At 62.9% G+C, this 23,576-nt stretch carries 23 protein-coding genes and 1 riboswitch; of the genes, 10 read left to right on the forward strand and 13 right to left on the reverse strand.

Annotated elements, in window-relative coordinates:
• The first annotated feature begins 94 nt into the window (after positions 1–94).
• Entirely contained in the window at positions 95–547 is a 453-nt protein-coding gene (locus tag ACNFIC_RS11770; protein WP_416781056.1) for a GNAT family N-acetyltransferase, read from the forward strand.
• A 203-nt stretch (positions 548–750) separates the two neighbouring features.
• On the opposite strand, the gene ACNFIC_RS11775 is transcribed toward ACNFIC_RS11770, so the two are convergent.
• The 9 genes from ACNFIC_RS11775 to tkt all read right to left on the reverse strand — a co-directional run bounded on the left by ACNFIC_RS11775 (position 751) and on the right by tkt (position 10,222).
• Entirely contained in the window at positions 751–1,053 is a 303-nt protein-coding gene (locus tag ACNFIC_RS11775) for a winged helix-turn-helix domain-containing protein (RefSeq protein ID WP_416781057.1), read from the reverse strand.
• Between the two features lie 14 nt (positions 1,054–1,067).
• Positions 1,068–1,568, reverse strand: coding sequence for a M48 family metallopeptidase (locus tag ACNFIC_RS11780; protein WP_138219209.1), 501 nt, complete (start codon positions 1,566–1,568; stop codon positions 1,068–1,070).
• Positions 1,569–1,607: 39 nt separating this feature from the next.
• Positions 1,608–3,725: a putative bifunctional diguanylate cyclase/phosphodiesterase gene (locus tag ACNFIC_RS11785; protein WP_416781058.1), complete on the reverse strand. Its 2,118-nt coding sequence runs from the start codon at positions 3,723–3,725 to the stop codon at positions 1,608–1,610.
• 286 nt (positions 3,726–4,011) lie between these two features.
• Entirely contained in the window at positions 4,012–5,076 is a 1,065-nt protein-coding gene (gene fba / locus ACNFIC_RS11790) for a class II fructose-bisphosphate aldolase (protein WP_138219211.1), read from the reverse strand.
• A 99-nt stretch (positions 5,077–5,175) separates the two neighbouring features.
• On the reverse strand, positions 5,176–5,505 hold the full coding sequence (locus ACNFIC_RS11795) for an MliC family protein (protein WP_138219212.1): 330 nt from the start codon (positions 5,503–5,505) through the stop codon (positions 5,176–5,178).
• Between the two features lie 80 nt (positions 5,506–5,585).
• Entirely contained in the window at positions 5,586–5,804 is a 219-nt protein-coding gene (locus ACNFIC_RS11800) for a hypothetical protein (RefSeq protein ID WP_138219213.1), read from the reverse strand.
• 32 nt (positions 5,805–5,836) lie between these two features.
• The gene (locus ACNFIC_RS11805) at positions 5,837–7,000 is read right to left on the reverse strand and encodes a phosphoglycerate kinase (RefSeq protein ID WP_138219214.1); all 1,164 of its coding nucleotides are present in this window, start codon (positions 6,998–7,000) and stop codon (positions 5,837–5,839) included.
• Positions 7,001–7,012: 12 nt separating this feature from the next.
• Positions 7,013–8,074, reverse strand: a complete 1,062-nt coding sequence (gene epd / locus ACNFIC_RS11810; RefSeq protein WP_416781059.1) for an erythrose-4-phosphate dehydrogenase — start codon at positions 8,072–8,074, stop codon at positions 7,013–7,015.
• 150 nt (positions 8,075–8,224) lie between these two features.
• Entirely contained in the window at positions 8,225–10,222 is a 1,998-nt protein-coding gene (tkt, locus tag ACNFIC_RS11815) for a transketolase (RefSeq protein WP_138219216.1), read from the reverse strand.
• Positions 10,223–10,465: 243 nt separating this feature from the next.
• Here tkt and ACNFIC_RS11820 point away from each other — a divergent pair, with 243 nt between their 5' ends.
• From ACNFIC_RS11820 to ACNFIC_RS11835, 4 genes are all read left to right on the forward strand, one after another.
• Positions 10,466–11,458, forward strand: coding sequence for an ArsR/SmtB family transcription factor (locus tag ACNFIC_RS11820; RefSeq protein WP_416781060.1), 993 nt, complete (start codon positions 10,466–10,468; stop codon positions 11,456–11,458).
• Positions 11,459–11,477: 19 nt separating this feature from the next.
• Positions 11,478–12,668, forward strand: coding sequence for a methionine adenosyltransferase (gene metK / locus ACNFIC_RS11825; RefSeq protein WP_138219218.1), 1,191 nt, complete (start codon positions 11,478–11,480; stop codon positions 12,666–12,668).
• 145 nt (positions 12,669–12,813) lie between these two features.
• Positions 12,814–14,484, forward strand: coding sequence for an NAD-dependent DNA ligase LigB (ligB, locus tag ACNFIC_RS11830; RefSeq protein WP_416781061.1), 1,671 nt, complete (start codon positions 12,814–12,816; stop codon positions 14,482–14,484).
• A gap of 148 nt (positions 14,485–14,632) precedes the next feature.
• Positions 14,633–15,025, forward strand: coding sequence for a DUF1090 domain-containing protein (locus ACNFIC_RS11835; protein WP_138219220.1), 393 nt, complete (start codon positions 14,633–14,635; stop codon positions 15,023–15,025).
• A 30-nt stretch (positions 15,026–15,055) separates the two neighbouring features.
• Here the strand turns inward: ACNFIC_RS11835 and ACNFIC_RS11840 are convergent, their stop codons facing one another.
• A complete protein-coding gene (locus tag ACNFIC_RS11840) occupies positions 15,056–15,502 on the reverse strand; it encodes a c-type cytochrome (RefSeq protein WP_138219221.1) in 447 nt (148 codons plus the stop codon).
• A gap of 119 nt (positions 15,503–15,621) precedes the next feature.
• Here ACNFIC_RS11840 and ACNFIC_RS11845 point away from each other — a divergent pair, with 119 nt between their 5' ends.
• Entirely contained in the window at positions 15,622–16,773 is a 1,152-nt protein-coding gene (locus ACNFIC_RS11845) for a murein transglycosylase A (RefSeq protein ID WP_416781062.1), read from the forward strand.
• A 49-nt stretch (positions 16,774–16,822) separates the two neighbouring features.
• On the opposite strand, the gene ACNFIC_RS11850 is transcribed toward ACNFIC_RS11845, so the two are convergent.
• Together ACNFIC_RS11850 and ACNFIC_RS11855 are read right to left on the reverse strand one after the other, a co-directional pair.
• Positions 16,823–17,209, reverse strand: coding sequence for an MAPEG family protein (locus ACNFIC_RS11850; protein WP_138219223.1), 387 nt, complete (start codon positions 17,207–17,209; stop codon positions 16,823–16,825).
• A 31-nt stretch (positions 17,210–17,240) separates the two neighbouring features.
• The gene (locus ACNFIC_RS11855; RefSeq protein ID WP_138219224.1) at positions 17,241–18,074 is read right to left on the reverse strand and encodes a DMT family transporter; all 834 of its coding nucleotides are present in this window, start codon (positions 18,072–18,074) and stop codon (positions 17,241–17,243) included.
• Positions 18,075–18,268: 194 nt separating this feature from the next.
• Between ACNFIC_RS11855 and ACNFIC_RS11860 the strand changes: the two genes are divergently transcribed.
• A complete protein-coding gene (locus ACNFIC_RS11860) occupies positions 18,269–19,507 on the forward strand; it encodes a cation:proton antiporter (protein ID WP_416781063.1) in 1,239 nt (412 codons plus the stop codon).
• 52 nt (positions 19,508–19,559) lie between these two features.
• Here ACNFIC_RS11860 and ACNFIC_RS11865 read toward each other — a convergent pair whose 3' ends face one another.
• Positions 19,560–19,961: an acyl-CoA thioesterase gene (locus tag ACNFIC_RS11865; protein WP_138219226.1), complete on the reverse strand. Its 402-nt coding sequence runs from the start codon at positions 19,959–19,961 to the stop codon at positions 19,560–19,562.
• 178 nt (positions 19,962–20,139) lie between these two features.
• Positions 20,140–20,235, forward strand: a riboswitch (S-adenosyl-L-homocysteine riboswitch).
• A 21-nt stretch (positions 20,236–20,256) separates the two neighbouring features.
• On the opposite strand from ACNFIC_RS11865, the gene ahcY reads away from it, so the two are divergent.
• The 3 genes from ahcY to ACNFIC_RS11880 all read left to right on the forward strand — a co-directional run bounded on the left by ahcY (position 20,257) and on the right by ACNFIC_RS11880 (position 23,563).
• Positions 20,257–21,666, forward strand: coding sequence for an adenosylhomocysteinase (gene ahcY, locus ACNFIC_RS11870; RefSeq protein ID WP_138219227.1), 1,410 nt, complete (start codon positions 20,257–20,259; stop codon positions 21,664–21,666).
• A gap of 165 nt (positions 21,667–21,831) precedes the next feature.
• Positions 21,832–22,677 (forward strand): methylenetetrahydrofolate reductase [NAD(P)H], encoded by an 846-nt coding sequence (metF, locus tag ACNFIC_RS11875; RefSeq protein ID WP_138219228.1) that lies wholly within the window; start codon positions 21,832–21,834, stop codon positions 22,675–22,677.
• Between the two features lie 106 nt (positions 22,678–22,783).
• Positions 22,784–23,563 carry a substrate-binding periplasmic protein gene (locus tag ACNFIC_RS11880; protein WP_416781064.1) on the forward strand — a complete coding sequence of 260 codons (780 nt, stop codon included), beginning with the start codon at positions 22,784–22,786 and terminating at the stop codon, positions 23,561–23,563.
• Positions 23,564–23,576: the final 13 nt, after the last annotated feature.

The following is a 23,576-nucleotide window of genomic DNA, read 5'->3' on the forward strand; positions in this document are numbered from 1 at the left end:
AGCCTCTATTTTGGCCGAATGCCGCACCAGCAGCGGTACTCGTACCCGGCATCAGGATTTGCGATGATTCAGCGCCATCCCAGGAGCCCGTTTCATGTCCATCGAATGGATCTGCAAGCACCATACCGACCTCAGCAAAGAGCACCTGTATGCGCTGCTGCAACTGCGCACGCACGTCTTCGTGGTTGAGCAGCGCTGTGCCTATCAGGAAGTCGATGGGCAGGACTTGGTCGGCGATACCCTGCACCTGATGGGCTGGCAGGGCGACAAGCTGGTGGCCTACCTGCGCTTGCTCGACCCTCAGTCACACGAGGGCGATGTGGTGATCGGCCGCGTGGTGACCGCAGCGCACGCGCGCGGCGGCGGGCTGGGCCATGAATTGCTGCTCAAGGGGCTGGAATGCGCGACGCATTGCTGGCCAGGAACGCCGGTGTACCTGTCGGCACAGGCACATTTGCAGGGGTATTACGCCCGGCATGGCTTCGTGGCATTCGGGGAGGTGTATCTGGAGGACGATATTCCGCATATCGGCATGCGCAAGGTTTGAAAGTGCTCCTGCATCAGCCCCATCAACTGAAACGCTTGCTGTAGGAGCGGCCTCGCCGGGGCGCCGGACCGGCCGGAAAGGGCTGCGTAGCAGCCCCGGCAATTTTGCATGATGTCGAGATCCTGGGGCCGCTACGCAGCCCTTTCCGGCCGGTCCGGCACTCCGGCAAGGCCGCGCCTACAGGGATCACCGTCTTACTGCCGTCAGGGATACCCCAGCACATCGCGAATCGTGCGCAGGTGCTGGATGATCCACTGCTTATCAATCGCCCCCCAGTCGCGGATGCGGTAGTGCCCGGCATGGTTGCGCGCGCCGGCCTGCTGCTCGAACTCACAGGCAATGTCCAGGTCGGCCAGGGCGGCGATGGTGTCCTGCGCCGTGCGCCGAGGCATGCCAGTGGCTTCCATCAAGGCAGGCACGCTGGTCGCGGTCTGGCTGTCGACCAGCCAGGCGACATACAGGCGCCGATAGAAACTGCTGCGGGTCTTGCTCACTTGCGTGCTCATGCGGTGCGTGTGCCTCAGGTGGTGCCTGGCAGCTCCCGAAGGGTCAGGTAGACGCGCAGGTCGAATTCCAGTTGATGGTAGTCCGGCTCCATGTGCTCGCAGAGCTGGTAAAACGCCTTGTTGTGATCACGCTCCTTCAGGTGCGCCAGTTCGTGCACCACGATCATGCGCAGGAACTCTGGCGCAGCCTCCTTGAACAGCGAGGCGATGCGGATTTCCTTCTTGGCCTTGAGCTTGCCACCCTGCACCCGCGACACGGCGGTGTTCAGCCCAAGCGCACGGTGGGTCAGGTCCAGGCGGTTGTCGAACATGACCTTGTCCAGCGGCGCGGCGTTGCGCAGGAAGGCCTGCTTGAGGTCCTGGGCATAGGTGTACAACGCCTTGTCGTTCTGTACCGTGTGGCGTTCGGGGTAGCGTTGCTGTAGGTAATCACCCAGGCGCCCACTGGCGATCATCTGGCGGACCTGTTCCTGAAGGTGCGGCGGGTAGGCTTGCAGGTAGCGAAGTACGGTCATGGCAGGCAAATCGGTACAAGGAGCGCCGAGTGTAGCCAATCATGTGCCCCAGGGGAAAACCACCGGAAAATCGCTGGCATCGCTGGCAGTCATTGGCCGCGCCACCAGGAAGCCTTGCACGTAGGCACACCCCGCCGCCTTGAGCCAGTCGGCCTGGGCCTGGGTTTCGACGCCTTCGGCGATCACCGTGATGCCGTATGCGGCACACAAATCGATGACGCTGCGCACCAGGGCGATGTCCTGCACCGAATCCGGCAGGCGCGCCACCAGATGGCGGTCGAGCTTGAGGGTGTCGATGGGCAGGTCGCGTAGCATGCGCAGCGAGCAGTCACCGGCGCCAAAGTCGTCCAGCGCCACACGAATGCCCAGCTCGCGCAGGCGGTTGATCTGCTTGACCGCTGCATCGATGTTGTACATCAGCGAGGTTTCGGCCACCTCCACTTCCAGCTGGCAACCCTGCAGGCCGTATTCACCGATCACCCGTGCCAGTTCGTCGGCCAGCCCGGGCATGGCAAACTGCGCGCGCCCCAGGCTGATCCCCAGCACCACCCCCTCGCCGAAGCGCTCATGCCACGCGCAGCGCTGGTCGGCGCCTTTACGGTAGATCCAGCTGGCCAGCTGGTTGATCAGCCGGGCCTCTTCGAGCAGTGGAATGAACAGCCCCGGCGGCACGTCGCCAACGCTTGGGTGCTTCCAGCGCAGCAACGCTTCGAAGCCACGCACACGGCCGTCGGCGAAGGCCACCTGGGGTTGGTAGACAAGGGTGAAGTCGTTCTGCTCGATGGCCGCGCGCACGCTGTCCTCGAGCATCAAGCGCGAGCGTGCGCGACCGTTGAGTTCCTGGTCATAGAATCGGTACTGCTGGCGCCCCGCCTGCTTGGCCGCATACATCGCCACGTCCGAGGCCCGCAACAACCCTTCGACGTTGGCGCCACAGTCGGGATAGGTGGCAATGCCGATGCTCACCCCAAGGCTCACTTCCAGGCCATCGACCTCCTTGAACCCTGACATGCGTTCGAGCAACTGCTCGGCGAAGCGCCCCGCCTGCTCCGGGTAAGGCAGCCCATCGAACAATGCGGTGAATTCGTCGCCGCCCATGCGTGCCAGCAACGCCGCACTGCCCAGGCAATCCTTGAGCTGCTCGGAAACCCAGCGCAACACCTGGTCGCCCGCCTCGTGGCCGAGCAAGTCGTTGATCCGCTTGAAGCCGTCCAGGTCCATGTACATCAAGGCCTTGGCCTTCCCGGAACGCTCGTTGCGCAGCAGCGCACTTTCCGCGGCCTGATAGAAGCCACGGCGATTGAGCAGCCCCGTCAGTGGGTCGGTCACCGCCTGATACTCAAGCTGTTGGTGCAGGCTGTGCACCACCGACATGTCCAGCACGGTCACCACCATCGCCCGCTGCTCGGCCGGCAGCGGCGCGCAGGACAGCGCCACCGGCACCAGTTGACCACATGACGTTCGCAACTGGGCATCATGCACACGGAAAATCTCGCGGCCGAGGTAGGCCTGGTAGAAGTCCGAGTCAAACCACAGGTTGGCGCACGGCAACTGGATCAGGTCGAGCACGTGGGCACCTTGCAGCGTGTTCACCGGGGTATCCAGCAACCGGGAAATGGCCGGGTTGGCAAAGCCGATAGTACCCGACTCATCCACCACCAGAATGCCTTCGGCAGCGTTCTCCAGGATCGAAGCATTGAACGCTCGCGCCGCTTCAAGCTCACGGGTCAGGCGCTGCAGCATGCGCCGGCTGTGCTGCTGCTCCAGCAACGCTTGTACCTTGGGCTTGAGGATTTGCGGGTCGAACGGCTTGAACAGGTAATCCACCGCACCACTGGCATAGCCCTTGAGTACAGCCGCTTCGGATTGTTCGTTGGCAGTCAGGAAAATGATCGGTGTCAGCCGCGTGCGTTGGCTGCCGCGCATCAGGCGGGCGACTTCGAAGCCATCCATCTCGGGCATCTGCACATCGAGCAGCACCAGGTCCACTTCATGCTCCAGCAACGTACTCAGCGCTTCCATCCCGGAGCTTGCGGTCAGCACCTGCCAATCCTGGCGTGACAGCAAGGCGCGCATGCTGATGAGGTTTTCCGGATAGTCGTCTACGACGAGTAGCGTCGACCTGCTGTCCGATGTTTGCGTATGAGCGACATCCATGTTGCTTCTCTTGTTAGAACGACCACGGCCTTGATTGGATCCGATATTTACTCTAGACAGCGCACATCAAGACGCAATGCACACTTATGGCGTTCAGCCATGAATCTGATGGTAGCCGACTAACGGTCGATGTGCTTTTTTTTGCCAACTGCGTCACAAATATACGCTACATGACAACCCATCAGTTCGGCTTGCGTGAACGATAGATTCACGTGGACGACAGGTTGTTCACCCCCGAACCTAAAAAAAAACCCGCATGAATGCGGGTTTTTTGCACATCGCCGGATCAGTTGACCTTGGCGTTGAGCTCACCTTTGAGGTAGCGCTGGAACATGCCTTCCAGGGAGATCGGCTTGATCTTAGAGGCATTACCGGCAGTGCCGAACGCTTCGTAACGCGCGATGCACACGTCACGCATGGCCTTGACGGTTTCACCGAAGAACTTGCGTGGGTCGAACTCACTCGGGTTCTGCGCCATCAGGCGGCGCATGGCACCCGTGGAGGCCAGACGCAGGTCGGTGTCGATGTTGACCTTACGTACGCCGTGCTTGATGCCTTCGACGATCTCTTCGACCGGTACGCCGTAGGTTTCCTTAATGTCACCGCCGTACTGGTTGATGATCGCCAGCCACTCTTGCGGCACCGAGGAAGAACCGTGCATCACCAGATGGGTGTTCGGGATGCGCTTGTGGATTTCCTTGATACGGTCGATCGCCAGCACGTCACCGGTCGGCGGCTTGGTGAACTTGTAGGCGCCGTGGCTGGTGCCGATGGCGATGGCCAGGGCGTCCACTTGGGTCTTCTTGACGAAGTCGGCGGCTTCTTCCGGGTCAGTCAGCATCTGGCTGTGATCCAGCACGCCTTCGGCGCCGATACCGTCCTCTTCACCGGCCATGCCGGTTTCCAGCGAACCCAGGCAGCCCAGCTCGCCTTCGACCGAAACGCCGCAGGCGTGGGCCATGGCGACGGTTTGCTGGGTAACGCGCACGTTGTACTCGTAATCAGTCGGGGTCTTGCCGTCTTCACCGAGCGAGCCGTCCATCATGACCGAGCTGAAGCCCAGTTGGATCGAACGCTGGCACACGTCAGGGCTGGTGCCGTGGTCCTGGTGCATGCACACCGGGATATGCGGGAACTCTTCGATGGCTGCCAGGATCAGGTGGCGCAGGAACGGGGCACCAGCATATTTGCGGGCACCGGCGGAGGCCTGAACGATAACCGGGGAGTCGGTCGCGTTGGCCGCTTCCATGATGGCGCGCATCTGCTCGAGGTTGTTGACGTTGAAAGCCGGAACGCCGTAGCCGAACTCGGCGGCGTGGTCCAGCATCTGGCGCATGCTAATGAGTGCCATTGTGTATCTCTCTCCCGACAAGCGTCGTTGTTTCGTGCAAGCCTGCCGCAGGGGCGCTTGCTGTTCAAGTAGTGTGGGCCATCGTCGTGGCCCGGCCAGTCACGGTGCCTTGCAGCCCCGCCCAATCAGATCGTCGGTCGCCACCCAGTACACCAAGCCTTCGTTGCCCTTGGTGTGGAAGGCCAGCACGCCGTCACTGTACAGCGCGCCCGAAGCGCCCGGCTCGGACTTGAGCCGGTAGACCTGGTCGCTGCCCGCCAGGCGCACGTCCACCGCGTCCTGCTTGGCGTCGGCGAAGCGCCACAGCACTTGCGCCTTGCTGTCGCACACCCAGCGGGTCCAGTTGTCCGCCGATGCGGGTTGGGCCGGTTGCAGCAGCGAACAGCCTGCCAGTGTCGCCAGGGCTATCAGGGCCAGTAGCGCTTTCATCCGTTAAACCTCATGTTGGGTCCGCTACGCAGCCCCTAGTCCAAGACCACAAAAGCCAAGCTTGGTTGCCCAGGCGCCGATCAAGGGCAGCCCGGCGCCTTGCGCTGGTGTTCGTCGTCGTACTTTTCCAGGCCATCCGGGCCCACGCGCTTGCTGATCACAGGCACCGTCTCGGCCTGCCACTGAGACTGGTAGCAGCCGCCCTTGGACGACTGCGCAGGCTCGGCGTCCGAAGACGGGCTGCTGGCACAAGCGCCGAGCAGGCCCGCGAGGATCAACAACGGCAATTGCTTGACCATCAGGTCGCTCCCTTTGCCTGGCGCCGTGGTGCTCAGGCCTTGGCCCGCTGTTCGAGGATGGCGACGGCCGGCAGGACCTTGCCTTCGACGAACTCGAGGAACGCACCGCCACCGGTAGAAATGTAGGAGATTTCCTTACCGACAGCATATTTGTCGATGGCCGCCAGGGTATCGCCGCCACCGGCGATGGAGAACGCGGCGCTCTCGGCGATGGCCTTGGCCAGCACCTGGGTGCCGTTGCCGAACTGGTCGAATTCGAACACGCCCACTGGGCCGTTCCACAGGATGGTCTTGGACGATTTCAGCAACTCGGCGAAATTGGCCGCAGTTTGCGGGCCGATGTCCAGGATCATGTCGTCGGCGGCAACATCCGCGATGGCCTTGACGGTCGCTTCGGCGTCTTCGGCAAACGTCTTGGCCACCACCACGTCAACCGGCAGCGGCACGCTGACCTTGGCGGCGATGGCCTTGGCGGTTTCGACCAGGTCAGGCTCGTACAGCGACTTGCCGACCGGGTGACCGGCGGCGGCCAGGAAGGTGTTGGCGATGCCGCCGCCGACGATCAGCTGGTCGCAGACCGAGCTGAGGCTGTTCAGTACGTCCAGCTTGGTCGACACCTTGGAGCCGGCGACGATCGCCGCCATCGGCTTGGCCGGGGCCTTCAGGGCCTTGCCCAGGGCGTCCAGCTCGGCGGCCAGCAGTGGGCCGGCAGCGGCCACCTTGGCGAACTTGGCAACGCCGTGGGTCGAACCCTCGGCGCGGTGGGCGGTGCCGAAGGCATCCATCACGAACACGTCGCACAGGGCTGCATATTGCTGGGCCAGTTCATCGACGTTCTTTTTCTCGCCCTTGTTGAAGCGCACGTTCTCGAACAGTACCAGGTCGCCGGCCTTGACCTCGACGCCACCCAGGTAGTCGGCCACCAGCGGCACTTCGCGGCCCAGGGCCTTGCTCAGGTAGTCGGCCACGGGCTTGAGGCTGTTCTCGGCGGAGAACTCACCTTCGGTTGGGCGACCCAGGTGCGAGCAGACCATTACCGCTGCACCCTTTTCCAGGGCCAGCTTGATGGTCGGCAGCGCGGCCAGGATACGCGCATCGCTCGCGACCACACCGTCCTTAACAGGGACGTTGAGGTCTTCGCGAATCAGTACGCGCTTACCTTGCAGGTCGAGGTCGGTCATCTTCAACACGGTCATGAATGCAGTCCTTCAGGGCTGTTTGCTGCGGAGTGGTTGGACGACGTGCAAGTAGTGCTGGGCAACGTCGAGCATACGGTTGGCGAACCCCCATTCGTTGTCGAACCAAGCCAGCAGGTTCACCAGGCGAGGGCCGGAAACGCGGGTCTGGCTGGCATCGACGATGGCCGAATGCGGGTCATGGTTAAAATCACAGCTGGCATGGGGCAACTCGGTGTAGGCCAGCAAACCTTTGAGCGGTCCGCTCAGCGCGGCCTCGCGCAACACCCGGTTGACCTCTGCGGCGCTGGTGTCACGAGCGGTTTGCAGGGTGATGTCCAGGCACGAGACGTTCACCGTCGGCACGCGTACGGCTTTGGCCTGAATTCGCCCGGCAAGTTCCGGGAGCAGCCGCTCGATACCCCGGGCAAGCCCGGTCGACACAGGGATCACCGACTGGAATGCCGAACGCGTGCGGCGCAGGTCTTCGTGGTGATAGGCATCGATCACTGGCTGGTCATTCATTGCCGAGTGGATGGTAGTGATCTGTACGTACTCGATGCCGAATGCCTGGTCCAGCACCCGCAACAGCGGCACGCCGCAGTTGGTGGTACAGGAGGCGTTCGACACCAGACGCTCGGCACCGGTCAGGCCATCCTGGTTGATGCCGTAGACCACGGTGGCATCGACATCGGCCTCACTGGCCATCGGTTGCGAGAACAGCACTCGCGGCGCGCCGGCGTCGAGGAAACGCTGGCCGTCGGCACGGGTGTTGTAGGCACCGGAGCACTCCAGCACCAGGTCGATGTCCAGGGAGGCCCAGTCAATGCCCTCGGGGGTGGCGCTGCGCAGCACTTTCACGCAGTCGCCGTTGATGTGCAGACAGTCGCCGTCGACCTTTACCTCGCCGGGAAAACGGCCATGGGTGGAGTCGAAGCGAGTCAGGTATTCGATGCTGGCCTGATCGGCCAGGTCGTTCAACGCGACGATCTCGAAGCCAGCCTCCGCCCTACGCTCGAACAGTGCGCGCAGGACACAACGGCCAATGCGGCCGTAACCGTTGAGTGCAACTTTATAGGGGCGCGGGTGGGGCATAAGTAGCTCTTGAACTCCGGCGGTTGAACGGGGCCGCTATGCGGCCCATTCGCGGCACAAGGCCGCTCCTACAGGGGACGGCATACGCAATACCCTGTAGGAGCGGCCTTGCGCCGCGAACGAGGGCCAACGGCCCTCGCCTTGCCTGTATCAGTCTTCCAGCAGCTCTTCGGCGGTACCCAGGATGTTCTCCAGGGTGAAGCCAAATTCCTCGAACAGCGCAGGGGCCGGAGCCGATTCGCCATAGGTGGTCATGCCGATGACACGGCCTTCGAGGCCGACGTACTTGTACCAGAAGTCCGCGTGGGCAGCTTCGATAGCGATACGTGCACCGACTTGCAGTGGCAGGACCGACTGCTTGTAGGCGGCGTCCTGGGCGTCGAACACGCTGGTGCTCGGCATCGACACCACGCGGACCTTGCGGCCCTGCTCGCTGAGCTTGTCGAAGGCCTGAACGGCCAGGCCGACTTCCGAGCCGGTGGCGATCAGGATCAGCTCAGGCTCGCCTGCGCAGTCCTTGAGCACGTAACCGCCACGCGCGATATCAGCGATCTGCTGGGCGTCGCGGTCCTGATGTTGCAGGTTCTGACGCGAGAAGATCAGCGCCGATGGGCCGTCCTTACGCTCCAGGGCGTACTTCCAGGACACGGCGGATTCCACCGCGTCGGCTGGACGCCAGGTATCCAGGTTCGGAGTGCTGCGCAGGCTGGTCAGTTGCTCGATCGGCTGGTGGGTCGGGCCGTCTTCGCCCAGGCCGATGGAATCGTGGGTGTAGACATGGATCACACGCTGCTTCATCAGTGCCGACATGCGCACTGCGTTACGCGCGTATTCCATGAACATCAGGAAGGTCGCGCCGTACGGCACCAGGCCGCCGTGCAGGGCAACGCCGTTCATGATGGCGGTCATGCCGAACTCGCGTACGCCGTAGAACACGTAGTTGCCGTTGGCGTCATTGGCTTCGACGCCCTTGCAACCCTTCCACAGGGTCAGGTTGGAGCCGGCCAGGTCAGCCGAGCCGCCGAGGAACTCGGGCAGCAGCGGACCGAAAGCGTTCAGGGTGTTCTGGCTGGCTTTACGGCTAGCGATGGTTTCGCCCTTGGCCGCGACTTCGTTGATGTACTGCTGGGCCTTGGCGCTGAAGTCGGCAGGCAGGTCACCGGCAGCACGACGTTTGAACTCGGCAGCCAGCTCCGGGAACGCCTTGGCGTAGGCGTCGAAGCGCTGGTTCCACTCGGCCTCGGCCTTGGCACCGGCAGCCTTGGCGTCCCACTCGGCGTAGATGTCGGCTGGGATTTCGAACGGGCCGTGGTTCCAGTTCAGCTCCTTGCGAGCCAGGGCGATTTCGTCGTTGCCAAGCGGCGCACCGTGGCAGTCTTCTTTGCCCTGCTTGTTCGGCGAGCCGAAGCCGATGATGGTCTTGCAGCAGATCAGGGTCGGACGGTCGCTCTTGCGAGCGGTGTCGATGGCCATCTTGATTTCGTCGGCATCGTGACCGTTGACGTTACGGATCACCTGCCAGTTGTACGCTTCGAAGCGCGCCGGGGTGTTGTCGGTGAACCAGCCGTGCACTTCGCCGTCGATGGAGATGCCGTTGTCGTCATAGAAGGCGATCAGCTTGTTCAGGCCCAAGGTGCCGGCCAGCGAGGCGACCTCATGGGAGATACCTTCCATCATGCAGCCATCGCCCAGGAACACGTAGGTGTTGTGGTCGACGATGGTGTGGCCGTCACGGTTGAACTGGGCCGCCAGGACTTTTTCAGCCAGGGCGAAGCCCACGGCGTTGGCGATACCTTGGCCGAGCGGACCGGTGGTGGTCTCCACGCCTGGGGTATAGCCATACTCCGGGTGACCCGGAGTGCGGCTGTGCAGTTGACGGAAGGCCTTGAGATCGTCGATCGACAGGTCGTAGCCGGTCAGGTGCAGCAGCGAGTAGATCAGCATCGAGCCATGGCCGTTGGACAGCACGAAGCGGTCACGGTCGGCGAAGTTCGGGTTGCTTGGGTTGTGCTTGAGGTAGTCGCGCCAAAGCACTTCGGCGATATCCGCCATACCCATGGGGGCACCTGGGTGGCCGCTGTTGGCCTTTTGCACGGCATCCATGCTGAGGGCACGAATGGCGTTGGCACGTTCACGACGGCTGGGCATCGCTGAGTCTCCTGGGGCTTTAAATAAGTGGTGAAACGAAAAAAGGCGACCATTTTCGCCCAGTGCGGGGGCCGGGGGCAAACATTAAAGCGCCAAGCGGCAAGCTTTAAGCGGCAAGAGCGTCCCGACTTGTGACACCACCGCGCTTTGCTTGCTGCTGAAAGCTTGCAGCCCATCAGCAATATCAAAACTTTTTGATATTGACCTTGCAGGGGCATCGCTGCCTGTCTAGACTCCCGCCCCATGAATTTGCCCACCCCCATTCCACTTCAAAGCAGCGACGAGTTGGCTGCCCTGTGCAAGGCCAGCGGCGATCCGCTGCGCCTGAATGTACTGCGCGCGCTAGCCAGCGACTCGTTCGGCGTGCTGGAGCTGGCGCAGATTTTCGACATCGGCCAGTCGGGCATGAGCCATCACCTCAAGGTACTGGCGCAGGCCGAGCTGGTGGCGACGCGCCGCGAAGGCAATGCGATCTTCTATCGCCGCGCCCTGCCCGACAGCCAGCGCCATGGCGGTCGCCTGCACGCGGCATTGCTCGACGAAGTCGATGCGCTAGGCCTGCCCCAGGATGTGCTGGCACGCATTGATCAGGTCCAGCAACGCCGCGCCGCCACCAGCCAGGACTTTTTCCTACGCGTGGAAGAGAAGTTTCGCGCCCAGCAAGACCTGATCGCCGGCCTGCCGCAGTACCGCGACAGCCTGCTGGCATTGCTCGACAAGCTGCATTTCGGCCCGCATGCCAGTGCCCTCGAAGTCGGCCCCGGCGATGGCGGTTTCCTGCCTGACCTGGCCCGGCGCTTCGCCCAGGTCACGGGCATGGACAACAGCCCGACCATGCTAGACCTGGCGCGACAAGTTTGCGAACGCGAGCAACTGGATAACGTAAACCTGCAGTTGGCCGATGCACTGGGTACAACGGATGTAAACGCCGACTGCGTTGTGCTGAACATGGTCCTGCACCATTTCAGCGACCCGGCCCTGGCTTTGCGCCAGCTGGCCAGACGGGTGAAAGCGGGCGGCAGCCTGCTGGTCACCGAGCTTTGCAGCCATGACCAAGGTTGGGCCCGCGATGCCTGCGGCGACCTGTGGCTTGGCTTCGAGCAGGACGACCTGGCCCGTTGGGCCAACGCTGCGGGGCTGATTCCAGGGGACAGCCTCTACGTGGGCTTGCGTAACGGTTTCCAGATCCAGGTCCGGCATTTCCAGCGGGCCGCTGGCGACACACAACATCGGTAAATTTCAGGAACCCATCGAGATGAGCGAATACTCCCTTTTCACCTCCGAGTCCGTGTCCGAAGGGCATCCGGACAAGATCGCCGACCAGATTTCCGACGCGGTCCTGGACGCGATCATCGCCCAGGACAAATACGCCCGCGTGGCCTGTGAAACCCTGGTCAAGACCGGTGTTGCCATCATTGCCGGCGAAGTAACCACTTCGGCCTGGGTCGACCTGGAAGACCTGGTGCGCAAGGTCATCATCGACATCGGTTACAACAGCTCTGACGTCGGTTTCGACGGCGCGACCTGCGCCGTCATGAACATCATCGGCAAGCAATCGGTGGACATCGCCCAAGGTGTCGACCGTTCGCGCCCGGAAGACCAGGGCGCCGGTGACCAGGGCCTGATGTTCGGCTACGCCAGCAACGAAACCGATGTGCTGATGCCCGCGCCGATCTGCTTCTCGCACCGCCTGGTCGAGCGTCAGGCCGAAGCGCGCAAGTCCAAGCTGCTGCCGTGGCTGCGCCCAGACGCGAAGTCCCAGGTCACCTGCCGCTACGAGAACGGCAAGGTGGTGGGCATCGACGCCGTCGTGCTGTCGACCCAGCACAACCCTGAAGTGTCCCAGAAAGACCTGCAGGAAGCGGTGATGGAACTGATCGTCAAGCACACCCTGCCGGCCGAGCTGCTGCACAAGGGTACCCAGTACCACATCAACCCCACCGGCAACTTCATCATTGGTGGCCCAGTGGGCGACTGCGGCCTGACCGGTCGCAAGATCATCGTCGACTCCTACGGTGGCATGGCCCGCCACGGCGGCGGCGCGTTCTCCGGCAAGGACCCATCCAAGGTCGACCGCTCCGCCGCCTACGCCGGCCGCTACGTCGCCAAGAACATCGTCGCCGCCGGCCTGGCCGAGCGTTGCGAGATCCAGGTGTCCTACGCCATCGGCGTGGCCCAGCCGACCTCCATCTCGATCAACACCTTCGGCACCGGCAAAGTATCCGACGACAAGATCATCCAGCTGGTGCGCGAGTGCTTCGACCTGCGTCCATACGCCATCACCACCATGCTCGACCTGCTCCACCCGATGTACCAGGAAACCGCCGCTTACGGCCACTTCGGTCGTACTCCGCAGCAGAAGACCGTTGGTGACGACACGTTCACCACCTTTACCTGGGAGCGCACCGACCGCGCCGCCGACCTGCGCGCCGCCGCCGGCCTGTAAACGTCCTACAGCCGCTCAGGAAAGCCCCTGCCGAGTCGATCGGCAGGGGCTTTTTCGTGACATATCGGCTAACACCTGCGTGATCGAAATTGCCACTCCCAGGCCTAGGCTGTGGTCTCCACTTCGCCACGCAAGGATGCCGGCCATGCCATGGTTGATGCTGCTGATCCTCCCCCTTCACGTACTCATCGCCCAGGCCAGCGAATGCCCGCCTTGGTCACCCGAGCAGGCTGCCACGGAACTCAGGCAATTACGCGACACCCTGAGTCGCTGGGACGATCACTACCACCGCCAGGGCAAAGCCCTGGTGGCCGACGAACTGTATGACCAAAGCCGCCAGCGCCTGCAGCACCTGCAAGGCTGTTTCGCCCAGCCCGGCGAAACGAATCCGCTAGCCAACGCAAAAGGCCCGATCCCTCACCCGGTTCCACACACCGGTGTCGACAAGCTGCCCGACGCCGAGGCGGTAGGGCGCTGGTTGCAGGGCAAGCACGGCGTCTGGCTGCAACCGAAAGTCGATGGTGTGGCCGCCACGCTGGTCTACCGCAGGGGACGCCTGGTGAAACTGCTGAGCCGTGGCGATGGCATTCAAGGGCATGACTGGAGCCGCCACATCGGCGTGCTGAGCAACATTCCCCAGACATTACCCGAGCCGCTCAACATGCTGCTGCAAGGCGAGCTGTACCTGCGCCTGGACCAGCATGTCCAGGCGCAGGCAGGCAGCGTCGGCGCGCGCGGGGCCGTCGCCGGGCTAATGGCGCACACGCACATGAGCGCCGAACAAGGGGCCACCGTGGGCCTGTTCGTCTGGGACTGGCCACACGGCCCGAACACCCAAGGCGAACGTCTGGCCAGGCTGGCCGCCTTGGGCTTCGCCGACAGCCAGCGCTTGAGCGTGGCCATCGACCGTTTGGAGGAGGCCGAGCGCTGGCGCCAACACTGGTATCGCACGCCCCTGCCCTTCGCCACCGACGGGGTGATCCTGCGCCAGGACAGCCGGCCACCGGCGCAACGCTGGCAAGCGAAAGCTCCCTACTGGATCGCCGCCTGGAAATACCCGTACTCACAGGCCTTGGCAGAGGTGCGCGCGGTGCAGTTCCGCGTCGGCCGTACAGGCCGGGTTACCCCGGTGCTCAAATTGCGCGCGGTCACCCTCGATGATCGTCAGATCACCCAGGTCAGCCTCGGCTCGCTCGCACGTTGGCAAGCACTCGACATCCGCCCAGGCGATCAGGTCGCCATCAGCCTGGCCGGACTGACTATTCCGCGCTTCGAACAGGTGGTGCATAGAGCCCGCGAACGACCTGCGGTCGCGGCGCCAGCCGCTGAGCAATACGGCCCACACACCTGTTGGCAAGCCAGCGAGGGCTGCGAAGAGCAGTTCATTGCTCGCCTGGCATGGCTAAGCGGCAAACATGGGCTGGCCATGCCTGGCACTGGGCCTGCGACCTGGAGGCGCCTGGTGCAAGGCGGACAGGTGCGGCGCATGAGCGACTGGCTGACGCTCGACGCCAGCCAACTGGCTGCGCTTCCCGGTTTCGGCGAAACCAGAGCCAAGCACTTGCTGCACAGTTTCAAGGCCGGCCGCTCACGCCCTTTCGAGCAATGGCTACACGGGCTGGGCGTGCCCGCGCCGCGTACCCCGCCACTACTGGGCGACTGGACACAACTTACTACGCGTACGATCGATGAGTGGCGTGCAGTGCCCGGCATCGGCACCAAACGCGCCCACCAGCTTGCGGGTTTCTTTGCCGCGCCCCAGGTACAGGCATTGGCGCAGCAACTACAAAATCTCGGCATCGCAGGTTTCGAATGACGCCCTTAGGCAATAAGCGCTAACAAAAACGCAGGTAGGAAAAGTCCGATCTTGCTTCAGAAAGCTGGAGCAAGGGTTTCTAAATTGTGAAAACCAAGGCAGGATTTGCCGCACTATTTTGCTACCTCGCCCCATCAAGGAGGCTTAGATGAAATTCGCGCCCACCCTCACCCTGCTGGCAACCCTCGCGCTGGCGTTCGGCACAGCACAAGCCGCAGCGCCTGATACCGGGCTGACCGGCTGCGCGGCCAAGCGCAGCGCAATCGAAAACCAGCTCAAGATCGCCCAAGACCACGGCAACACGGCCCAGGCGGCTGGACTTGAAGAAGCACTGCGCGGCGTCGAGAACTGCACCGACAGTGGCCTGCGCAAGGAGCGTGAGCAAAAAGTGCTGGATGCCCGCCACGAAGTGGCACAGCGCGAAATGGACCTGAAAAAGGCCGAGAAGAAAGGCGACGCCGAGAAGATCAACAAGCGCAAGGACAAGCTCGCCGAGTCTCGCAAGGAACTGCAAAAAGCAGTGGACGAGCTGGACCGTTGATCGTTTCAGGTCGCTCGTCAGTACGCGCGATCAATGATTTCGAAACTCTGCATGACACGCTTTGCACGCGGCCTCGACCCTGTCCATCGGCCCCTTGAGCTGCGCGGCGTCCAAGGGCTGCGCGCGCGTCACCGCCACCAGCTCGCCCGTCACGCCCTCCAGTTGCCGGGCCAGGTCCTGAAAACGCGCCTGACGCTCCCACACCTCGGCACGGGCGCTGCTGTCTCCCGCATCCCGTGCCTGCGGGAAGTGCTGCCAAGGTTGATGGGACAGCTCATCGAGCGTCACAGCACCCTCGGCGAACGTCTGCCCATTGAACGGCAAACGGCCTCGCAGCATGCCGCCCAGGTCTTCACTGGTCTTCAACATCGACTTGAAGATCGCCTTGCGCTGGCCCAACGGCGAGTGCGGATCGACACCATCGCAAGCCGTCAGGGCCAGGGCAGCGAGCAGCACTACGGTCAATCGTTTGAACATCTGGGGTCTCTTCGGCCAGCACAATGGGGCTGCCAGTATCGCTGCCCGCTGGGCAAAGACCAATAGCCATACAAAAAACAGGGCTGAATATTCATGTGCGCCCCCACAGGATTGCAACCATGACCTCTGCATTGCGACACCTCGCCTGGGCCCTGCCGGCACTGGCCCTGCTGGCCGGCTGCAACGGCGGCGAAAGCACCAAGCCCGAGCCACACGCCATCGCCACCTACGTCGATGCGACCTGGCAAGATCTACCCGCCGTCAGCGACGGCGACCTACTGGCCGGTTTCCAGGCCTGGCGTGTCGGCTGCGAGAAGCTCACTCGCGATACGGTCTGGGCCGACACCTGCACCGCCGCAGCCGGGGTCCCCGCCGACCCGGCGCAGGTTCGCGACTTCCTGCAACAGAACCTGCAAGTGCATGGCCTGCGCTCGGCCGAAAACAACGCGAACGGCCTGATCACCGGTTACTACGAGCCGGTCTATCCCGGCAGCCTCACGCGTACCGATAACGCGCAGGTGCCGGTGTATGGCATACCCGAGGACATGGTCGTGGTGGACCTGGCCAGCGTGTACCCCGAACTCAAGGGCAAGCGCCTGCGCGGGCGTCTCGAAGGCCGAGTGCTCAAGCCCTACGACACCGCCGAGGTCATCAACCGCGAGGGTGCCAAGGCGCCAGTGCTGGCGTGGCTGACCGATCCGATGGACCTACAGTTCCTGCAGATCCAGGGTTCAGGCCGGGTGCAACTGCCGAACGGGCGGCAATTGCGCCTGGGCTATGCCGATCAGAATGGCCACCCTTACCGCCCGATCGGCCGCTGGCTAGTCGAGCAGGGCCAGTTGAAGAAAGAGGACGTGACCATGGGCAGTATCCACGCCTGGGCTATGGCCAACCCGCAGCGCGTACCGGAGCTGCTGGCCAGCAACCCCAGCTATGTGTTCTTCAGTACACGCCCGGACAGCAACGAAGGGCCGCGCGGCTCGCTCAACGTCCCGTTGACTGCCGGCTACAGCGTGGCCATCGACCGTAAGGTCATTCCCTTGGGCAGCTTGCTGTGGTTATCCACCACCCGCCCGGACGGCAGCCCGGTGGTACGCCCGGTAGGGGCTCAGGACACAGGCGGAGCAATCACCGGTGAGGTACGCGCCGACCTGTTCTGGGGCACCGGCCCCGCTGCTGGCGAACTGGCCGGTAACATGAAGCAGCAAGGGCAGATCTGGATGCTCTGGCCCAAGGGCAAGCCACTGCCCGAAGTGCCCAAGGTGCCGTGATCGATACAGCGTACTTCGCGGGCTTGCCCGCGAAGACAGCGCAGCGGACTTAGGCCGAAACCACGAAGAACGAGACGATCAACGCCAGCCCCACCAGCCAGACCACCGAACGTAGCACCGCCCAGTCGGCCAGGTAGCAGATGATGTAGAGCAGCCGGCTGGTGATGTACATGACCCCCAGCACATCCTGGGTGACCTGTTCGGCATTCCCGACGATATCCGCCACCAGCACGGCTGCGGCAAATGCCGGAAACGCTTCGTAGCCATTCTGTTGCGCAGCATGGGCGCGTCGCGGCAAACCCGACAAGGTGTCGAGGAAGGCACGCGGGTCATGGTTATCGCTCATACCAAAGCGCCCACTGGCCGCCTTGGCAATCAAGGCGCACAGCGGCGGCAGGCACAGAGCGATGAGAATGCACCAAAGGGCGACGGTCATGGACAGGACTCCTTGTTTACACGGGAAGGGTTCAGAGCTTCATCACCAGCATGCCGGCCAGGACCAGCCCGCAAGCTAGGAGTCTCGGGCCACCAAAAGGTTCTTTGAGGTAGCGCATGCCCAGCAGCACGACCAGGATCACACTCACCTCGCGCAGTGCCGCCGCCTCCGCCACCGACCCCAGGTGCATGGCCCACAGCACCAGGGCATAGCTGAACAGCACACAGAACCCCACCGCCAGGCCCAATTTCCACTGCATGCGCCAGAACAGCACGAATGGCGCACGCCGGGCCACACTCGCCAGCAACGGGAACGGCCAGGCGCTGAGCAGGGTGAGCCAGACCAGATAATCCAGCGGTTTGCCCCACAAGCGCACCGCCTGGCCGTCGAACCAGGTGTAACAGCCGATGCACAGGCCGATCAGCGCGACCACCGGTAACATCGACCAGGGTAGTCGATGGCCGCCACCACCCTGCCACAGCAAGCAGGCCATGCCGCAGGGAATCAACAAAATGCCGATGATTTGCTGCTGGCTCAGGGATTCACCCGCGAACGCCAAGGTCAGCCCCAGCACCACCAGCGGCGACAAACCGCGCATCAACGGATACACCAGCCCAAGGTCTCCGACTCGGTAGGCCTTGATCAGCAGCACCCGGTACACCTGTTCGGCGAAGGCGGAGGCCAACAGCCATGGCCAGACCTGCGTCGGCGGCAGCTCGACGAACGCCACCGCCAGCACCGCGCACACCAGCGCCACCGCATCCATGCTGGCGATCACCAGCAGACGCTCGGCGCTGAACTTGATCAGGGTGTTCCACGTGGCGTGCAGCAAGGCTGCTACCAGCACGAGAGAGGTTGCAAGCACGCCTCGGATCCTTGTTTTCGTTGTTTGGCCAGCACTATATCGCGCCTACCTGGCGATCGGGCCAGCATAGGCTGTCCAGGAACTCATTCAACAAATCCGGTCATAAGGTGTGTCCCGAACCGCACGCCAGGTCATCAAAGAACTGCCCGAGCCATTCGGGTAACGACTTGGAAGCCACTGTCACAGGATTCGGGATGCTTGAATTAGTTGCCGCGTTTATCTGCCTCACCACCCTCCTCACCTACGTCAACTACCGCTTCATCGGCTTGCCACCGGCCATTGGCGTCATGGTCACGGCCCTGCTGTTCTCGCTGATGCTTCAGGGCCTGAGCCTGATCGGGTTCCCTGGGCTCGAAGCGCGCGTCGAAAGCCTGATGAACCAGATCGACTTCAACGACCTGCTGATGCACTGGATGCTGTCGTTCCTGCTGTTTGCCGGCGCGCTTCACGTGAACCTGACCGACCTGCGCAGCTACCGCTGGCCCATCGGCCTGCTGGCGACCTTCGGCGTACTGATCGCCACGGTAATGATCGGCTACCTGGCGCACTGGGTTTTCGCGCTGTTCGGCTGGAACGTGCCGATGATCTATTGCCTGCTGTTCGGCGCGCTGATTTCGCCGACCGACCCGATTGCCGTGCTCGGCGCACTGCGCACGGCCAACGCGCCCAAGCCGCTGAAAACCACCATCGTGGGTGAATCACTGTTCAACGATGGCACGGCGGTCGTGGTGTTCACCGTGTTGCTGGGCATCATCCAACTGGGCGAGACCCCAAGTGTGGCCGACACCGCCACCCTGTTCGCCCGCGAAGCCATCGGCGGCGTGGTGTTCGGTGGCCTGATCGGCTACGCCACCTACCGCATGATCAAGAGCGTCGAGCAGTACCAGGTGGAGGTGATGCTGACCCTGGCCCTGGTGATTGGCGGCTCGGCGATGTGCTACGAGCTGCACGTATCGGCGCCGATCGCCATGGTGGTGGCGGGCCTGATCATTGGCAACCTGGGGCGCAACCTGGCGATGAACGACATGACCCGTCGCTACATGGACGCGTTCTGGGAGCTGATCGACGACATGCTCAACGCCTTGTTGTTCGCCCTGATCGGCCTGGAACTGCTACTGCTGCCGTTCAACTGGATGCACCTGGCAGCCGGTGGCGTGCTGGCGCTGGCAGTGCTGCTGTCGCGTCTGCTCACCGTGGCGCCCGCCATTGTCCTGCTGCGCCGCTGGCGAGCAGTGCCGCAGGGGACCGTGCGGGTTCTGACGTGGGGTGGCTTGCGTGGCGGCGTATCGGTGGCCCTGGCGCTGTCGTTGCCCATGGGCGAGGAGCGCGACTTGCTGCTGTCGATCACCTACATCGTGGTGCTGTCGTCGATCCTGGTGCAGGGCCTGACCATCGGCAAGGTGGTGCGCGGGGTCAGCCAGCCTTCGGCCTGAACCCAGGCGTGGGCGGGGCACCGCACGTGCCCCGCGGCCACCCGGTCAGCGCTCACTCGACCGCAGAGTCCGGGAACTGGTCCTGGATGTACTTGATCTCGGTACGCCCGTGCGGCGCCGGCAAGCCGTCGTCGCCCAGGTTGACGAAGACCATCTTGTCGACGGTGAGAATTGCCTTGCGGGTGATCTTGTTGCGCACTTCGCACTTGAGGGTGATGGAGGTACGGCCGAATTCGGTGGCGGTAATGCCTAGCTCGATGATGTCGCCCTGACGCGACGCGCTGACGAAGTTGATCTCGGAAATGTACTTGGTCACCACGCGCTGGTTGCCCAACTGCACGATGGCGTAGATCGCCGCCTCTTCGTCGATCCAGCGCAGCAGGCTGCCGCCGAACAGCGTGCCGTTGGGGTTGAGGTCTTCGGGTTTAACCCACTTGCGGGTGTGAAAGTTCATCGATACTCCTAACCTGCATGTTTGACGTGCCTCCATGATGGCAGACCGGCGAGTCACGCTCCATTGAGCATCGACTATCGTCGCGATAAATCGACAGAAAGTCTTGGGTGTGTCACATAGCCCCGGCTATAATCCCCGCCGATTCCAATGGCCCCCGCACGGGCGGCCATCCCGCCACCCGGTCGAGGGGCGCTGCAGCAGGTTCACCCTGTCAGGCTCGAACGGGGCGTTGTCCGCCACGCGGACGCTCAACGCACAACGGCGCCCATTCGCACACTACGAATGGAGGCTCTTCATGAGCGCTGTAAACACGCCTGCAGGTTTCACCGATTTCAAAGTCGCCGACATCTCCCTGGCCGCCTGGGGTCGTCGCGAAACCATCATTGCCGAATCGGAAATGCCTGCGCTGATGGGCCTGCGTCGCAAGTACCTCGCCGAGCAACCGCTCAAGGGTGCGAAGATCCTGGGCTGCATCCACATGACCATCCAGACTGCCGTGCTGATCGAGACCCTGGTTGCCCTGGGCGCCGAAGTACGCTGGTCGTCCTGCAACATCTTCTCCACCCAGGACCAGGCCGCCGCCTCCATCGCCGCTGCGGGTATCCCGGTGTTCGCCTGGAAAGGTGAAACCGAAGAAGAATACGAATGGTGCCTGGAACAGACCATCCTCAAGGATGGCCAGCCATGGGACGCCAACATGATCCTCGACGACGGCGGCGACCTGACCGAACTGCTGCACAAGAAGTACCCGGCGGTTCTTGAGCGCGTACACGGCGTCACCGAAGAGACCACCACCGGCGTGCACCGCCTGCTGGACATGCTGGCCAAGGGCGAGCTGAAGGTCCCGGCGATCAACGTCAACGACTCGGTCACCAAGAGCAAGAACGACAACAAGTACGGCTGCCGTCACAGCCTCAACGATGCCATCAAGCGCGGTACCGACCACCTGCTTTCGGGCAAGCAAGCCCTGGTGATCGGCTACGGTGACGTGGGCAAGGGTTCGGCCCAGTCGCTGCGTCAGGAAGGCATGATCGTCAAGGTGACCGAAGTCGACCCGATCTGCGCCATGCAGGCCTGCATGGACGGCTTCGAGCTGGTCTCGCCGTTCATCGACGGCATCAACGACGGTACCGAAGCGAGCATCGACAAGGCCCTGCTGGGCAAGATCGACCTGATCGTCACCACCACCGGTAACGTCAACGTCTGCGACGCCAACATGCTCAAGGCCCTGAAAAAGCGTGCCGTGGTGTGCAACATCGGTCACTTCGACAACGAAATCGACACCGCCTACATGCGCAAGCACTGGGCATGGGAAGAGGTCAAGCCGCAGGTGCACAAGATCCACCGTACCGGCGCTGGTGAGTTCGACCCACAGAACGACGACTACCTGATCCTGCTGGCCGAAGGCCGTCTGGTGAACCTGGGCAACGCCACTGGTCACCCAAGCCGCATCATGGACGGCTCGTTCGCCAACCAGGTCCTGGCACAGATCTTCCTGTTCCAGCAGAAGTACGCTGACCTGCCAGCCGAGAAGAAAGCCGAGCGCCTGACCGTCGAAGTGCTGCCCAAGAAGCTCGACGAAGAAGTGGCCCTGGAAATGGTCCGTGGCTTCGGTGGCGTGGTGACTAAACTGACCCAGCAGCAAGCCGACTACATCGGCGTGACCGTCGAAGGTCCGTTCAAGCCGCACGCCTACCGCTACTAAGCGGCAGGCATGCAGCTGCAAGCGGCAAGAAACGGCAGAGCCTGCCGTTGCAACCTGCAGCTCAAGCCTGACTGTCCTTGAACGATGCCCAAGCCAGATCGGCCATCACCGATCTGGCTTTTACTTGCAGCTTGCCGCCCAACGCTTGCTGCTGAGGACCGAGAGATGTCACAAGAACGCCGCTACAGTTTCGAGTTCTTCCCCACCAAGACCGATGCCGGCCACGAAAAACTGATGGGCGTCGCCCGCCAGCTGGCCAGCTACAACCCGGATTTCTTCTCCTGCACGTATGGCGCTGGTGGCTCGACCCGCGACCGCACCCTGAACACCGTGCTGCAGCTGGAAAGCGAAGTGAAGGTTCCGGCCGCCCCGCACCTGTCCTGCGTGGGTGACACCAAGGCCGAACTGCGTGCCCTGCTGGAACAATACAAGGCTGCCGGCATCCAGCGCATCGTCGCCCTGCGCGGCGACCTGCCTTCGGGCATGGGCATGGCCAGCGGTGAGCTGCGCTACGCCAGCGACCTGGTCGAGTTCATCCGCCAGGAAAGCGCTGACCACTTCCACCTCGAAGTGGCCGCTTACCCCGAAATGCACCCGCAGGCTCGCCACTTCGAGGCAGACCTTGCCAACTTCGTGCACAAGGTCAAAGCCGGTGCCGACAGCGCCATCACCCAGTACTTCTTCAACGCCGACAGCTACTTCTACTTCGTCGAACGAGCGCAGAAGCTGGGCGTGGACATCCCGGTGGTGCCAGGCATCATGCCAATCACCAACTACAGCAAGCTGGCGCGCTTCTCCGACGCCTGCGGCGCGGAGATCCCACGTTGGATCCGCAAGCAACTCGAAGCCTATGCCGACGACACCGCCAGCATCCAGGCCTTCGGTGAAGAAGTGATCACCCGCCTGTGCGAACAGCTGCTGCAAGGCGGCGCACCGGGCCTGCACTTCTACACCTTGAACCAGGCCGAACCAAGCCTGGCGATCTGGAACAACCTCAAGCTACCCCGCTGAAGGTCATGGGCAAGGTGTTGAAGCCATTCAAGGCCTTGCCCACACCAGCACCGCGACCTGCACGCAGACACTGGCCTAGATCGTGCGCCCAGCGTACTCTCCCGCCATGCGTACACTGACCCTTGCCTGCCTGTTGCTGTTCGCGTGCCTGAGCCCTGTGGCCCAGGCCGACCGCCTGCGCATCGTCAGCGACGACTGGGCCCCCTACATCTACCTGGAAAACGGCCAGCCCAAGGGTATCGACTACGAAGTCACCAACGAAGTGTTCCGCCGCCTGGGATACGAGGTGCAGTGGGAGTTCATGCCGTGGCGGCGCTGCCTGGCGATGGTCCAGCAGGGCCTGGCCGATGGCGTGATGGATATCTTCCAAAGCCAGGCGCGGGAAACGTTCCTGGTCTACCCCGACGAACCCATGTCCCAGGTCGAATTCGTGCTGTTCCAAGCCAGCGCTCGCCCGCATCAGGTCGAGCGTCTCAAGGACCTTGCAGGGCTGACCGTGGGCACCTCGCCGGGCTACAACTATGGCGCCGGGTTCAACGACTCGCCACTGTTTCGCCGCGAGCCAGCCCCCACCCAGGAGGCCAACTTCGGCAAGCTGATGCTCGGGCGCATCGACTTGCTGGTGACCGACCGTCAGGTTGGCCGCTTCCTGCGTCGACAACTGGGGCTGCAAGCACGTGTCGACGAGTTGCCGCTGGTCATCAGCCGCCAGTTGCAATACTTGGGCCTGGCCCGTAAACCGGGCCGCGAAGCCCTGGCCATAGCCTTTTCCGCGGAGCTGCGACGCTTCCGACAGGAGCCGGCCTATGCCGAAATTCAGGCGCGTTACGACAGCACGGGCGATTTTCCTTTCACCGTTGAGCAGCAGGAACGCAGCACACCCTGATTGCTCTGTTATA

The sequence above is a fragment of the Pseudomonas sp. NY15463 genome (assembly GCF_048068415.1).
Taxonomy (GTDB): Bacteria; Pseudomonadota; Gammaproteobacteria; order Pseudomonadales; family Pseudomonadaceae; genus Aquipseudomonas; species Aquipseudomonas mosselii_C.

Excerpts from the sequence above, each read along its gene's own strand:
- ACNFIC_RS11770 (WP_416781056.1), top strand. The coding sequence starts at position 95 with ATGTCCATCGAATGGATCTGCAAGCACCATACCGACCTCAGCAAAGAG.
- ACNFIC_RS11775 (WP_416781057.1), bottom strand. The coding sequence starts at position 1,053 with ATGAGCACGCAAGTGAGCAAGACCCGCAGCAGTTTCTATCGGCGCCTG.
- ACNFIC_RS11780 (WP_138219209.1), bottom strand. The coding sequence starts at position 1,568 with ATGACCGTACTTCGCTACCTGCAAGCCTACCCGCCGCACCTTCAGGAA.
- ACNFIC_RS11785 (WP_416781058.1), bottom strand. The coding sequence starts at position 3,725 with ATGGATGTCGCTCATACGCAAACATCGGACAGCAGGTCGACGCTACTC.
- fba (WP_138219211.1), bottom strand. The coding sequence starts at position 5,076 with ATGGCACTCATTAGCATGCGCCAGATGCTGGACCACGCCGCCGAGTTC.
- ACNFIC_RS11795 (WP_138219212.1), bottom strand. The coding sequence starts at position 5,505 with ATGAAAGCGCTACTGGCCCTGATAGCCCTGGCGACACTGGCAGGCTGT.
- ACNFIC_RS11800 (WP_138219213.1), bottom strand. The coding sequence starts at position 5,804 with ATGGTCAAGCAATTGCCGTTGTTGATCCTCGCGGGCCTGCTCGGCGCT.
- ACNFIC_RS11805 (WP_138219214.1), bottom strand. The coding sequence starts at position 7,000 with ATGACCGTGTTGAAGATGACCGACCTCGACCTGCAAGGTAAGCGCGTA.
- epd (WP_416781059.1), bottom strand. The coding sequence starts at position 8,074 with ATGCCCCACCCGCGCCCCTATAAAGTTGCACTCAACGGTTACGGCCGC.
- tkt (WP_138219216.1), bottom strand. The coding sequence starts at position 10,222 with ATGCCCAGCCGTCGTGAACGTGCCAACGCCATTCGTGCCCTCAGCATG.
- ACNFIC_RS11820 (WP_416781060.1), top strand. The coding sequence starts at position 10,466 with ATGAATTTGCCCACCCCCATTCCACTTCAAAGCAGCGACGAGTTGGCT.
- metK (WP_138219218.1), top strand. The coding sequence starts at position 11,478 with ATGAGCGAATACTCCCTTTTCACCTCCGAGTCCGTGTCCGAAGGGCAT.
- ligB (WP_416781061.1), top strand. The coding sequence starts at position 12,814 with ATGCCATGGTTGATGCTGCTGATCCTCCCCCTTCACGTACTCATCGCC.
- ACNFIC_RS11835 (WP_138219220.1), top strand. The coding sequence starts at position 14,633 with ATGAAATTCGCGCCCACCCTCACCCTGCTGGCAACCCTCGCGCTGGCG.
- ACNFIC_RS11840 (WP_138219221.1), bottom strand. The coding sequence starts at position 15,502 with ATGTTCAAACGATTGACCGTAGTGCTGCTCGCTGCCCTGGCCCTGACG.
- ACNFIC_RS11845 (WP_416781062.1), top strand. The coding sequence starts at position 15,622 with ATGACCTCTGCATTGCGACACCTCGCCTGGGCCCTGCCGGCACTGGCC.
- ACNFIC_RS11850 (WP_138219223.1), bottom strand. The coding sequence starts at position 17,209 with ATGACCGTCGCCCTTTGGTGCATTCTCATCGCTCTGTGCCTGCCGCCG.
- ACNFIC_RS11860 (WP_416781063.1), top strand. The coding sequence starts at position 18,269 with ATGCTTGAATTAGTTGCCGCGTTTATCTGCCTCACCACCCTCCTCACC.
- ACNFIC_RS11865 (WP_138219226.1), bottom strand. The coding sequence starts at position 19,961 with ATGAACTTTCACACCCGCAAGTGGGTTAAACCCGAAGACCTCAACCCC.
- ahcY (WP_138219227.1), top strand. The coding sequence starts at position 20,257 with ATGAGCGCTGTAAACACGCCTGCAGGTTTCACCGATTTCAAAGTCGCC.
- metF (WP_138219228.1), top strand. The coding sequence starts at position 21,832 with ATGTCACAAGAACGCCGCTACAGTTTCGAGTTCTTCCCCACCAAGACC.
- ACNFIC_RS11880 (WP_416781064.1), top strand. The coding sequence starts at position 22,784 with ATGCGTACACTGACCCTTGCCTGCCTGTTGCTGTTCGCGTGCCTGAGC.